This window comes from Pseudofrankia coriaricola (assembly GCF_032027725.1).
Taxonomy (GTDB): Bacteria; Actinomycetota; Actinomycetes; order Frankiales; family Frankiaceae; genus Pseudofrankia.
Map to the genome: position 1 here is coordinate 70,166 of NZ_JASNFO010000003.1, position 13,160 is coordinate 83,325.

Sequence of the window (13,160 nt, forward strand, 5' to 3'; positions counted from 1 at the left end):
CTGCCTGACCACACCTGCCTTCGCGCTCATCGGGCGGCCCCCGGCGCCACCGGCTCGCCGGCCAGGCCCGGCTCGCTGGCGCGCTCGGCCAGCGGCCGCTGGGCGGGAGCGCGCCGCCTGGGCGGGACGGTGACCTTCTCCCCGAGGTAGGCCAGCTGCACCATCGGGTCGTCACGGACCTGCGCGGGGGTGCCCTCGGCGATGGTCTTGCCGGCGTCGAGGACGACGACCCGGTCGCAGACGGACATGACGACGTCCATGTCGTGCTCGTTCAGCAGGATGCCCAGGCCCCACTCGTCGGCGAGCCGGCGCAGCAGGGCCGCGACCTCGGCGCTCTCGTGCTCGTCCAGCCCGGCGCAGGGCTCGTCGAGCAGCAGCACCGACGGGCGGGCGGCGACCGCCCGCGCGATCGCGAGCAGCCGGCGCCGGCCGTAGGGCAGCTCGGTGACGGTGCGGGTGAGGTCGCCGGCCAGCCCGAATGCCTCGATGGCCGCGCGCGCCGCCGGCGGCAGCACGCTCGTGCGCGGCCAGAACAGGTTCGTCAGGTAAGCGCGCAGGTCTCGCGGGTCACTCGCGGCTTCGATGTTCTCCAGCACGGTCAGGTCCTCGAAGAGCTCGAGGTTCTGGAACGAGCGCTGGACGCCGCGCCGCGCCCGCCGGTGCGCGGGCAGCCGGTCGAGCCGGTGCTCGCCGAGCGTCAGCTGCCGTGCTCTGGCTGGGGTGTAGCCGGTGATCGCGTCGATCACGGTGGTCTTGCCGGCGCCGTTCGGGCCGATCAGGCCGACGATCTGGCCGGGCGTGACCCGCAGGCTCACGTCGTCCACGGCGGTGACGGCGCCGAACCGGACCGTCAGCCCCCAGATCGACAGCGTCGCCGGCCGGATCACCCCCACGCCGCCCGCGAGCGCGGCAAGCCTCGCGGCGCGCGCGCCCGCGGCCACGCCGGCCGCGCCGCCGGTGGTGGTAGTTGTGGTGGCGGCGGGCGGCTCGGCGGGCGCCACGACAGTGGCGGCGTCCGGCACACCCGGTGCCACGGCTGGCTCGACACCCGCCGGGCCGGCCAGCAGCTGGGCGAGCCGGCGGCGCTCGCGCGCCGCGCGCGCCGCCCTCCTCGACGGCGGCGTGCAGCGGGCGGCCACGGCGCTGGCCAGGGCCGCGTTGCCCGGCGCCATCCCGCCGCCGGAGGTGGCCAGGATGGCGACGAGGACGACGCCGCCGATCAGCGGCACGTACCGGTCGAGCTGGGTCAGCCAGTCGAGCACCCAGCCGCTGACCCCGAGCGCGACAGCCGCGAGCACCACCGCGCCCGCCCACGGCCAGAGCCGCCGGATGGCCGGCCGCGCCGAGGCCGGCCGGCCGGCACCTGCCCGCCCGTCGGCCCCCGGCGTGGCCGCGTCGTCCATGCCAGCCGTGCCAGCCGCCTCGTCCGCGCCGGCCGCCTCGCCGTCAGCCGCGTCCGGCGCCGCGCCGCGCGGCCGGCGGGAGCCGGCGCCAGCACCGACGCCGAAGCCGACCACCGCGCCCAGCAGGACGATCATCGTCCTGGCGAACGCCGCCACATCGGTCAGCAGCTTCCCGAGCCACGCCCCGAACCGGGTACCGAGCGTGCCCGCCGCCCAGGCGGCGCCGGCGAACGCGCCGCTGACCCAGCCGACACCGCCGAGCACCGCGAACGCGATCAGCAGGATCGAGCTGAACGGCGAGAACGTTATGCCGCCGTAGTCGATGTTGCCGCGCGAGCCATAGAGATAGAAGGCATAGAGCACGCCGCCGAACCCGGCGATCGCGGCCGACAGCGCGAACGCGTAGAGCTTCGCGCCGACGACGCTGATCCCGAGCGCCGCCGCGGCGCGCTCGTTGGTCCGCACCGCGATAAGCCGCCGGCCCGCTCGCCCGCGGCGCAGGTTCGCCACCGCGACCGCGAGGACGACGAACGAGATGACGACGAGCGTCGCGAACGCTCGCGGCGCCACGACCGTGTCCAGGCGGACACCGAACAGCCGCGCGTGCCCGACGGCGGTGCCCTCCGTCTGGCCGAGCTCGCCGAGCGCCGCCGCGACCGAGCCGGGCGGCGGCGGCGTGTGGTAGCCGCGCTGGAAGAGGATCGCGTCCGCGGCCGCGCCAAGGCCGAGGGTGACGACGGCGAGCTGCAGGCCACGGGTGCGCAGCGCGGGCAGCGCGAACAGCACCCCGAGCGCCGACGTCCCGAGGATGCCGAGCGCGAGCGCCGCCTCCAGCGGCCAGCCGTGGACCGCCACGAGCCGGCCGGCGATCAGCGCGGCCACCCCGGCGAAGGCGAGCTGGGCAAGCGAGAGCTGACCGGTGAAGCCGACCAGCACGACGACCGAGAGGATGAGGATCGCCCACAGCGCGTTGGCGTTCAGCGCGTTCACCCAGTCCACCGGCAGGGCGTACCAGACCAGGCAGATCGCGGCGGTGACGGTCAGCACGAGCGCCGGCCAGTGGATTCGGCCGCTGCCCAGCGCCGGGAGCCGCTCGCTCACGTGCCCCCGGTCGGGGATGTGCCGGCCTCGGATCGCCAGGTAGAAGACGATCACGATCAGTGGGATCGCCCGGTCGACACCGCGCCAGGCCGGATGCCGGGTGATCAGCTGAACCTGCGTCTCCACCTCGACGACCGCGAGCACGAGCGAGGCGACGAACACGGCCGGCAACGAGCGGAACCCGGCCAGCAGGCCGATCGCGAGCACCGGCACGATCAGCAGCATCAGGTTCGGCGCCGACAGCGGCATCTGCAGCGGGGCGAGCAGCACACCGGCGAGACCCGCGAGCGCGGCCCCGAGCGTCCAGGCCCCGGCGGCGACCAGGTCGGGCGACCAGCCGAACGTCGCGGCCGCCCGCGGGTTCTCGGTGACGGCCGTGGCCGCGAGCCCGATCGTGGTATGCCGGAACAGCGCCCACAGCGCCACGAGGACCGCCGCGACGACACCGAGCCGGACGAAGACGTCCCAGCCGACCGGCATGCCGGCGAGCGTCACCTTGCCTGTCGGCAGCACGGTCGGCGCGGTACGGACCGGCGTGCCGTACATCAGCGTGAGCGCCGACTGCAGGATGATCAGCAGCCCGAGCGTGGCCATCACCCTGGTCAGCGCCGAGCCGTCGCGCATCGGGCGCATCACCAGAAGGTGGAAAATCAGGCCGATGAGCGCCGTCGAGACGACGGCGGCGAACGCGGCGAGCCAGACAGGCAGGCCCCACACCTCGGCGACGCCGTGGAACGAGTATGCCGCCCAGGCCAGCAGCGCGCCGTGAGCGAGGTTAAGCACGCCCGCGCCGCGCTGGACCACCACGATCCCGGCCGTCATCAGCGCGTACAGGCCGCCGGTGCCCAGGCCGAGCAGTGCGTAGCCGATCGCGTCGTTCACCGTGGCCCACCTTCACTACCGGAAACGCGGTACCGGCACGCCGGGAACCGACGACGCGTCATGGCCAGCAAACCAGCGCCTCCGCCGCATTTCTGTGTCGAGAAGCCCACGGCTCCCACAATGCCCCGCATGACCGCGCCTCTTGCGGCGCCCGGTCCCGCGAGTACGACATGGTCGCACAACCTTCGACCGGGTCTCCATCGGTGTCCGGTTGCACGAGAACAACATGGTCCCACGACCTTCAGCCAAGATCCTCAATGGCCTCCGGCAGCCGCCGCCGCGCGCGGGAACGACATGCTCGCGCAACACTCGGCCAAGATCTCCCACAGCCTCCGGTCGCCGGCGGGAATGACATGCTCACGCACCTTGGACCACACGCTGGATAACCGCCGCCGGCGTGACCGGAGAACGCGGTCGCGCTACCCATTTGGCGCGGTTCGAGGGCAGGGTTCGGAAGCGAGATCCGACCATGCGACGGAATGAAACGACCGAGTGACCATCCGTCGGCGGGAGTCGTCACAGCCCTCGGCCGCGCGACCGTCCGAAACAGCTGGGTGGCGCCCCGGCGGAACCCGGGCCGGCGTCGATCGTTGAACAGTCCAAGGGGGTGCGCATGCTCGAACTGGTGGCGGGGGCCAACGCGCCGCTGCCCGCGGGCGCCATCCGCGTCCGGCTGGGCGGACCGTTCGACCTGTCGGCGCTCGTCATCGGCGACGGCGGCCGGGTCGGCGGCGACGAGGACTTCGTCTTCTACAACCAGCCGACGGCGGCGGGCCTCCGGCTCACACCCGCCGCCTCTGGTGGCGGTGGCGACGAGCTGACCGTCGACCCGCGGCGGCTGCGCCGGGGCGCGGCACGGGTGGTGCTGGTGGCGAGTCCCGCGGACCGCGTCACCCCGTTCGGCCGGCTGCCAGCTCCGGTGACGACCGTGCATGGCACCTCCGGCATCACCGTTGTCCGGCTGCTGCCGCCGCCGCTTGGGCCGCAGACCGCCCTGCTCGTCGGCGAGCTCTACCAGCGCGGATCCGCTGGCCCCGCCGCCGGGAGGGCCGCCGCCGGCGGTGGCGGGGCCGGCGGGTGGCGGATCCGGTCGATCGGGCAGGGGTACGCGGACGGGCTGGCCGGGCTCGCGCGCGACTTCGGCGTCGATGTGGAGCCCGAGCCGGCCCCGCCGGTGCCCACGGCCCGCGAGCCGCGGGCACCGGGACGTCCCGTCCCGTCGGCCCCGCCTGATCGACGGGCACCCAGGGCGCCCGCGACGACGCCTGCCGGCCCGCCGCGGCCCGGGCCGCGGAGAAGCCCCGCGCCCGCGCCGCCGCCCTGGCCCGCGCGGCCACCGTCGCCGCCCGCAGCCGGCCCGCCGCCCATGCCCATGCCCATGCCGCCCAGCCCGCCCGGCCAACGGGCCGAACCAGGTCCGCCATGGGCACCGGTCTCACCGCGCGACGCCGACCGCCTCGCCGAGGTCATCATGCTGACGAACCAGCAGCGCGAGCGCCACGGCCTGCGTCCGCTCGCGCCCGAGCCCAGGCTCGCCATCGCGGCCGCGGCGCACAGCGCCGACATGGCCCGCCGCCGGTTCTTCGACCACAGCAGCCCGGAGGGCAGGCAGGTCTCCGACCGGGTCGAGGCGGCCGGGTACCAGTACGCGACGGTGGCCGAGAACATCGCCGCCGGTCAGCGGACCCCGGCCGAGGTCGTCACGGGCTGGATGAACAGCCCGGGCCACCGCCGCAACATCCTCCTGCCCGAGATCACCGAGATCGGCGTCGGCTACGCCGTCAGCGACGACGTCTACGGCTGCTACTGGACCCAGGTCTTCGGCACCCCCCGCACCTGGTAAAGCAAAACGGCGGGAAGGGCGCTTGCGCCCTTCCCGCCGTTTCACCATCCGAGCACGGACTGTTGTCAGAGCGCTTAAGTGCCGGTCTGGGTGAGGATCTTCAGGGCGTCGTAGGCCTCGGTGCCGAGCGGTACGTAGGTCTTGGTCGCCGAGTCCCAGCGCACGCCGCGCATGGTGGTGTTGAACAGCCGCTGCGCGCCGGGGATCGGCGACGGCTTGGAGAAGTCCAGCGGCGGCAGCAGGCCGAGGTCGAGGCCAGAGGTCTTGTTGAGCTGGTCGAGCAGCGCCGCCGACGTCAGCTCGTCACCCGGGATCGCGTTCGCGACCTTCTCGACGACCTGCACGGACAGCCACGAGCCGACGGTGTTCGTCGAGCTGATCCGCTTGTCCGTCGCCGCGTCGGCGTCACCGGCCGCGGCCTCCGCGTCGAGTTCCTGGACCGCCCTGGCGAGCTCGGGGAACTGGCCGGTCTGGCTGAGCTCCGGGAAGGCGCTCGCGAAGACGATCGAGTCGGCCGCCGCGCCCTCCTCGATGAGCCAGTTCCGGGAGAGGACACCCAGCGCGTGGCAGTACTTGCCGCCACCGGCGCCGCCGCCCTTGATCACCGCGTAGGCGCCCTGGTCGACGACGACGAGGACCGTACCGTTCACGCCGGCCCGGCTGAGCTGGGTCGCGGTCGGCGTGAAGTCGCTGGTGTCGATCGGGACCCGCGGCTCGAGCGCGAGCGGCGAACCGGCGTCCTTCGCCCCGATCTCCGCCATCTTCATCAGCCGGTCCGCCTGGGGCAGGCTGTAGCCGACCGCGCCGAGCTTCGTCGCGCCCGCCTTCTTCAGCAGAGCCGGGCACACCGCCGGATAGTCGGTCAGCGGGCTGAGCATGAAGCTGACCGGCGAGGAGAGCTCCGACTGGTCGATCGAGATGCCCCCGGAGCCGATCGACGGGATCTTGGCGGCCTCGAGGATCGGCATGATCCCGCCGGTCGCGCTGACCTCGTTGACAACGGCGAGCACATGTTCTTCCACCGCCCGCTGGGCGCAGGACTTGGCGGTGCCGGCGTCGTTCTTCTCGTTGCAGTAGACCAGCTCGACCTTGTGCCCCTTGATCCCGCCACGGGCGTTGAGCCCGCGCACCGCGGCGTTGGAGGCCGCGAGGATGTCGGGGTAGTTGGAGCCGGCCGTCCCGGTGGGCAGGATCGCCATCAGCTTCACCGAGGCCCCGGCCGCGACCGGGGTGCTGCCTCCTCCTCCGCCGCCGCCGTCGCCGCCGGACTCGCTGCAGGCCGCCAGCGCCAGGGCGGAGCCGAGCGCGGCGGCGGCCAGGCGAAGCATGTGCCGTCGTCCCACCAGGGACCCTCCTCAATCCTCATCGACGGAGATCTCGTCGACTGTGAGCTCTCGACCGCGCGCCGCCTGGCCGCGGGGAGCGGCCAGCGCGCCACAACCGCGCGCATCCGTTGGACTCGCGGGTGTTCCTGGCGCGGCGGTCAGGGCAACGACACGTTAGCTGGCGCCGGTTTGCCCGTTACGTGAGGGTGGGCGCGAACGCCCGGCGGAAGGCACCCAGATCATCGTCAGATCAGGGATCGCCCTCAGATCAGATGCGACCAGGCGTAGGCGAAGCCCATGATCTGATCCGTCAGTGTGTCGAACCGGCCGGCGATGGCCGGGCTCGAGATGGCGCCGTACTGGTCGATCGTGGCGCACTCCTGCCTGCCCAGGCTGACCCCGAGCGGCGTGGGCCAGCCGCCGAGGGCGTGCACCGTCGCCCGCAGCGTGGCCAGCGCGCCACCAGCGCCCGGCCCCTCGTCGCACGCCAGCAGCCCGACGGGGCGGGCATCCAGGCCCGGGCGGGCCGTTTCGCCCAGGTCCCACAGGTAGTCGAGAGCGTTCTTGAGCCCGCCGGACGTGCCACCGTGGTAGTCCGGGGCCGCGATGACCAGGCCCTCCGCGCGGCGGACCTCGCTGACGAGCCGGCGGACCGCCGGGGAGCGCTCCCTGCCGTCCGGCTGGTAGGGCGGCAGATCCAGCTCGGCGACGCTGAGCATGACCGTCTCGGCGCCGGCCTGGGCGAGCATCCGGGTCGCGGCGCCCAGCGCCCGCATGGTCGGCGAGTCGCTCCGCGCCGATCCGCCGATGCCGACGATCAGCGGCCGGCGCCGCCCCGACTGCCCCGGGCCGAGACCGGAATTGCGGCGCTCGAGCCCGGGAGGAGGTATGCGATCGGCCGACGCATCCTTGCCGCGACGGACCGTCAAGGGGGAACCGTCGCGCACCACCGACGGGCCCGTCCCGAAGCCGTCCACCAGCCCGCTCCCTCCCGACCAGCCGTGATGCAATGAGCCTATGGCTGTCACGCCCACGGCCAATACGGGGGTAAGTAGGCATGTTTGTCCCATGACGCTCCGGTGGCTTGGCGGGCGCCAAGTTGCCCTCCCGCGGGGTTCCGTGCCTAGGCAGTTGACGGTGGCCGGGCCGGTTCCGGGCTGACGAGGTGGCCGGGGTGGCACCGCGCCGATGCGCCGTCACCAGACGAGGACCGGTGACGGTCCGCGGCGGTCTCGGTCGCCAGCGTCCCGTAACAACGGTGAGCGGAATCGGCGGACAGTTGTAATAGCCGCGGCCTAGCTTGACCCCATGAACGACGCTGTCGACCCGGCCCTTCGCCGCCGCGCCGTCGACGCCGCTCGCGGCGTCGGGCCGTTCGACCTGCTCATCACCGGCGGCAGTGTCGTCGACGTCGGCACCTGCGAGGTGCGGCCGGCGGACGTCGGGCTGGTCGGCCCGCTGATCGCCTCGGTCCACCCGAGCGGCAGCCGGACGGACGCGCTGGACGCGTTCGACGCGACCGGGCGGTTCATCGCCCCTGGCCTCATCGACATGCACGTCCACTTCGAGAGCTCGATGCTCACGCCCGGCGCCTACGCGTCGGCCGTCTGCCCGCGCGGCACGACCACGATCTTCGGCGACCCGCACGAGCTGGCGAACGTCGCCGGCGTCGCCGGGGTGCGCTACGCCGTGGAGGCCAGCCGCGGGCTGCCGGTGCGTTTCATCGTCCAGGCGCCGTCGTGCGTGCCGCCGATGCCGGGGCTGGAGCTGTCCGGGGCGGACCTGCACGGGCCCGAGGTCGCCGAGATGCTCGCCTGGCCGGAGGTCGGCGGGCTCGCCGAGGTCATGGACATGCTCGGCGTACTGACCAGCGACGGGCGGATGGTCGACGTCGTGGCCGCGGGCCTGGCCAGCGGGAAGCTGGTCAGCGGGCACGCCGCCGGCCTCACCGGCGCCGAGCTGCAGGCATACCTCGCGGCCGGGATCACCTCGGACCACGAGATCGTGACGCAGGACGACGCCATGGAGAAGCTGCGCGCCGGCCTGACCGTCGAGCTGCGTGGCGCGTTCGAGCATCTCCTGCCCGGCCTGGTCGCCGAGTTGAACGCGCTGCCGGAGCTGCCGACGCACCTGTGCGCCGCGACCGACGACCTGTTCGCGCTGACGCTGCTCACCGACGGCGGCATCGACCACCTGCTGCGCCGCCTGGTCGGCTACGGCCTCGCCCCGGTGCGCGCGCTGCGGATCGCCACCTACCACGCGGCCTACCGGCTGCGGCGAACCGACCTGGGCCTGGTCGCCGCCGGCCGGCAGGCTGACCTGATCATCCTGTCCGACCTGGCGACGGTCGCCGTCGACGAGGTCTTCGCCGCCGGCCAGCACGTGGCCTCCGGCGGCGAGATGGTCGTCCCGGTGGTCGAGGGGCCGAGCGTGCCGCCACTGGACACCATGAAGATCGACCCGCTCACCCCGGACCACTTCGTGCTGCGGGTCGGCCACCTGCCTGGCGGGGTCTACAACGGCACGACGAGGCTGCGGGTGCTCGCGGGCCCGGTCTTCACCACCTGGGGCGAGGTCGATGCCAAGGTCCGTGACGGCGTGGTGGTGCCGCCCGACGGGCACATGCTGCAGGTCGCGGTGCACCGGCACGGCCGGATCGCCCCGCGCCCGCAGGCCGCGCTGGTCTCCGGCTGGGGAGAGTGGACGGGCGCCGTCGCCACGTCGGTCTCGCACGACACCCACAACCTGGTCGTCTTCGGCCGCGACCCGGTCGACATGGCGGCCGCGGCGAACCAGGTGATCGCGGACGGCGGCGGCGTCGCGGTCGCGTCCGGCGGCAAGGTGGTGGCCCGGGTCGCGCTCCCGATCGCCGGGCTGCTGTCGCCGTTGCCGGCGGCCGAGGTGGCCGAGGCCCAGCGGGCCGTCCAGGACGCGGCCGCCGCGGTCGGCCTCACACTCCGGATCCTCACCCAGCCGCTGTTCACCGTCATGGTCGCCTCGCTCGCCTGCCTGCCCGGCCCGCACGTCACCGACCTAGGCCTCATCGACGGCACCACCGGCGAGCGCATCGCCTCCCCCCTCCTCACCTCCGGCGGCTAGGCCAAAGTCGCTCCCCCGAAAGACCGGCTGGCGCCGATCTTTCGGGGACCCCTGCGGCGATGACGGCGGAGCCTCGCGTGGCCGGAGGCCGTCAGACACGGCCCAGCCTCACCCGGCCGCGGACGAGGTCGGCTCTCGCGGCCGGCTCGGGCGCCAGGCGGCTCAGGCGGCCGGCACGGTGGCGCCGGCGCCCGCGCCGGCGACGGGGTGGCCGCGCAGGAGGACCAGGTCGGGGGCGGCGAGGACGGCGACGTCAGCCCGGGGGTCGTCCGGGTAGACGACGAGGTCGGCGGAGGCGCCCTCCTCCAGGCCGGGGTAGCCGAGCCAGGCACGGGCCGACCAGACCGCGGCGTCGAGGGCGGCCTCCGGCGGCAGACCGGCCCTGACAAGCTCGGCGACCTCGGCGGCGGCCAGGCCGTGCGGCAGCGAGCCGCCGGCGTCGGTGCCGACGTAGATCGGGATGCCGGCGTCGTAGGCGGCGCCGACGGTCTCGAACCGGCGGGCATGCAGGGCGCGCATGTGCTGGGCGTAGCGCGGGAACTTGCCCTCGGCATCGGCGGCGATTCCGGGGAACGTGGCGATGTTGACCAGCGTCGGCACGATCGCGATCCCGCGGGCGGCGAAGAGCGCGATGGTGTCGTCGGTGAGGCCGGTGGCGTGCTCGACGCAGTCGATGCCCGCGGTGGCGAGGTCGGCCAGCGCGTCCTCGGCGAAGCAGTGCGCCGTCACCCGGGCGCCGGCGGCGTGTGCCGCCACGATTGCCTCGGCGACGGCGTCCGCCGGCCAGCAGGGGGCGAGGTCTCCGAGGGACCGGTCGATCCAGTCGCCGACGAGCTTCACCCAGCCGTCGCCGCGCTCCGCCTGCCGCGCGACCTCGGCGACGAGCCCCTCCGGCTCGATCTCCTCGGCGTAGTTGCGGATATAGCGGCGGGTCCGCGCGATGTGCCTCCCGGCCCGCACCAGGCGGGGCAGGTCCTCACGGTCGTCGATCCAACGGGTGTCGGCCGGGGAGCCCGCGTCGCGCAGCAGCAACGCGCCAGTGTCACGGTCCGCGAGCGCCTGCGCGAGCGTGGTCTCCTCGTCGACCGCGCCATGCGCGTCGAGGCCCACGTGGCAGTGCGCGTCCACGAGGCCCGGCAGCACCCAGCCACGTACCGTCTCCGCCGGCGCGGCGGGCCGGGAGAAGGTGATCCTCCCACCGACGACCCACAGCTCGTCGCGGACGTCCTCGGGCCCGGCCAGCACGGGGCCGGCCAGCCGCAGGACTTCCCGGGAGGGTGACCGCGATGAGTTCGCCACGGGACAATGCTTATCGCACCCGGTCGTGGACGACTGCCTACTCGGCCACGCCGAACCGTGGGCGGCCGCGCGCATGTGCCACAGGATGGCCGCGACGGGCGCCACAGGATGCCTCCGCGGGCGCCACAGGATGGCTCCACGCGAGTGTCACGGACGAGAAGGACCCGGCCGGGACGGAGATGTCCGCCCAAGCCGGGCCATCCGCGCTACGAGACCGTTAGTGACGGTCGGACTGCCACGGGCCCTTGATGGCGACCGTGATGCCATCCCCCTGGAGGTTGGCGTAGAGGTACTTGCCGTCCGGCGAGAAGGTGGCGCCCGCGAACTCCGTCTGGCTCACCGAGCGGGCCAGCGGGTAGGGGTTGCCGTCGTCGCCGATGACGACGAGATGGTTGTCGCCGTCGCCGTCCTCGCAGAGGATCATCTCGCCCCAGGCGGAGATGTGGATGTTGTCCGGCCCGTCGAAGGCGCCGCCGGGCGCGAAGCGCACTACCAGCTCGATGGTGCTCCTCTTCGGGTCGAACCTCCAGACCTGGCCCTCGTGGAGGCCGGCGGCGGGCGCCGCCTTGGCGTAGCTGGAGACGACGTACACCGAGCCGTCCCGGAAGTAGATGCCCTCGGCCTTCGGCACCTGGGAGACCGTGCCCGCGGTGAACTGCTTACGCACCGACGTGGTGGTGGCGTCCGGGTCCGGGACATCGACCCACGTCACCGCCAGCTTGGTGCCGATCTTGGTGACGCCGGACAGGTCGGCCAGGCCGCCCGCGAACATGGCCTGCAGTTTGCCGCCGGCGCGCAGGCTGCCGGGGCCGCCCATCGGCCGCTTCGGCAGGAACCGGTAGACGAGGCCGTACGGGCCGCTCGCGTCCTCGGTCAGGTAGAGGATGCCGGTCTTCGGGTCGACGGCGACGGCCTCGTGGGCGTAGCGGCCGAGCGCGGCGAGCGGCACCGGCGCCGCGTCGTGCAGCCGGCCGAACGGGTCGACCTCGAAGACGTAGCCGTGCCGCTTGGTCAGCTTCGCGTCGTGGTTGCCGGCGTTGGCCGGGTCGAACGGGTCGCCGACGGGGACGAGCTCGGTCTCCTCGCAGGTCAGCCACGTGCCCCACGGGGTCGGGCCGCCGGCGCAGTTGCGGACGGTGCCCGCGAGGCCCACCTTCTCCGAGATCAGCTTGCCGCCGTCGACGACGAGGACGGTGTTGCCGCCGTCGGCGCCCTCGTCGTAGGTGAGGCCCTTGACATGCGGGACCGGGTAGTTCGCCTCGTGGCCCAGCTCGTGGTTGCGGACGATCGCGGTGTAGCGGCCGGCCGGGAACGTGTGCATGCCGTCCTGGAGGGTCGGGCTGACACCGCCGCCGGCCAGCGGCGTGCCCCGGACGGAGATTTTGGTGTAACTGAAGCCCTTGGGCAGGTCGATGACGCCGTTCGGGTCGGCGACGAGGTCACCATAGCCCTTGAAGACCGGGCCGTGGCCCTGGCCGCCCTGCGGGCCGCCCGCGTACGCGGTACCACCGAACACGGAACCGACTGAACCCGTGAGAACGATGCCCAGACCAGCAGCGCCGGTGCCGAGCACGTGACGACGATTGACAGACATGTGGAACCTCCTTCGGCCGGCGGTAAGGCTTCCAGCCCCAGGTGTCCAGTCGACGACGGTAGGCGGAAGGACCGAGGTAGCACAGTCGACCGGCGCGTGACGGGTCACACCGGGTGGCCCACGCGGCGCGACCGGTTTCCCGGTGTCACCTCGCCCCGCGCGGAAGGTGGCGCGGGGCGAGGTGACGGTCTCCGCGGGCGAGGAGTGACGTCTTCCAGCCGGAACGGCCATCCGTCGGGACGGCGGTTGGCCGTCGCGCCGACGGAGTCGGCGTCGGCGGAAACCGGGCGGCGGCCCGGCGGCGCGAACCCGAAGGCGGCGGCACCGGGCACCCGACATATTTCTACAACGGTGTAGAACGCACCCGGCGGGCGGCCACCCGGCCGAACCGGCGGCGACCGCGGCGGCCCGCCAGGGCCGCGGGCCGGGGCGATGAGGGGAGACAGTGCCCGGCGCGGGCCGATTCGTCCGCGGCGGATGAGAACACGTTCCGCAAAGACTCTGGCCATCTGATCCGAGTTCGGCCAGACTGCGCCGTGGGCCGTGATGTGCAGCACACGGACCCTCTATGCCTCGGCCATGGTGTACCGGCGTCCGGGCGGAGGGTCCGCGCC

7 protein-coding genes are annotated in these 13,160 nt (G+C 73.6%); 2 read left to right on the plus strand and 5 right to left on the minus strand.

The features are described 5' to 3' along the window. Positions 1–26: 26 nt before the first annotated feature. Positions 27–3,386: an ABC transporter permease subunit gene (locus QOZ89_RS04140; protein WP_312623002.1), complete on the minus strand. Its 3,360-nt coding sequence runs from the start codon at positions 3,384–3,386 to the stop codon at positions 27–29. A 613-nt stretch (positions 3,387–3,999) separates the two neighbouring features. Here QOZ89_RS04140 and QOZ89_RS04145 point away from each other — a divergent pair. After that, positions 4,000–5,229, plus strand: coding sequence for a CAP domain-containing protein (locus QOZ89_RS04145; protein WP_312623003.1), 1,230 nt, complete (start codon positions 4,000–4,002; stop codon positions 5,227–5,229). A 74-nt stretch (positions 5,230–5,303) separates the two neighbouring features. Here the strand turns inward: QOZ89_RS04145 and QOZ89_RS04150 are convergent, their stop codons facing one another. Then, the gene (locus tag QOZ89_RS04150) at positions 5,304–6,572 is read right to left on the minus strand and encodes an ABC transporter substrate-binding protein (RefSeq protein ID WP_312623004.1); all 1,269 of its coding nucleotides are present in this window, start codon (positions 6,570–6,572) and stop codon (positions 5,304–5,306) included. A gap of 245 nt (positions 6,573–6,817) precedes the next feature. After that, positions 6,818–7,531, minus strand: coding sequence for an NADPH-dependent FMN reductase (locus QOZ89_RS04155; RefSeq protein WP_312623005.1), 714 nt, complete (start codon positions 7,529–7,531; stop codon positions 6,818–6,820). Positions 7,532–7,862: 331 nt separating this feature from the next. On the opposite strand from QOZ89_RS04155, the gene QOZ89_RS04160 reads away from it, so the two are divergent. Continuing rightward, a complete protein-coding gene (locus QOZ89_RS04160; RefSeq protein ID WP_071046145.1) occupies positions 7,863–9,653 on the plus strand; it encodes an adenine deaminase in 1,791 nt (596 codons plus the stop codon). A 162-nt stretch (positions 9,654–9,815) separates the two neighbouring features. Here QOZ89_RS04160 and QOZ89_RS04165 read toward each other — a convergent pair whose 3' ends face one another. Then, positions 9,816–10,952 (minus strand): amidohydrolase family protein, encoded by a 1,137-nt coding sequence (locus QOZ89_RS04165; RefSeq protein ID WP_312623006.1) that lies wholly within the window; start codon positions 10,950–10,952, stop codon positions 9,816–9,818. Positions 10,953–11,169: 217 nt separating this feature from the next. Then, entirely contained in the window at positions 11,170–12,546 is a 1,377-nt protein-coding gene (locus QOZ89_RS04170) for an alkaline phosphatase PhoX (protein WP_071046147.1), read from the minus strand. Positions 12,547–13,160 lie beyond the last annotated feature (614 nt).

Coding starts and splice junctions, on each gene's coding strand:
- QOZ89_RS04160 (WP_071046145.1), top strand. CDS start 7,863: ATGAACGACGCTGTCGACCCGGCCCTTCGCCGCCGCGCCGTCGACGCC.
- QOZ89_RS04145 (WP_312623003.1), top strand. CDS start 4,000: ATGCTCGAACTGGTGGCGGGGGCCAACGCGCCGCTGCCCGCGGGCGCC.
- QOZ89_RS04170 (WP_071046147.1), bottom strand. CDS start 12,546: ATGTCTGTCAATCGTCGTCACGTGCTCGGCACCGGCGCTGCTGGTCTG.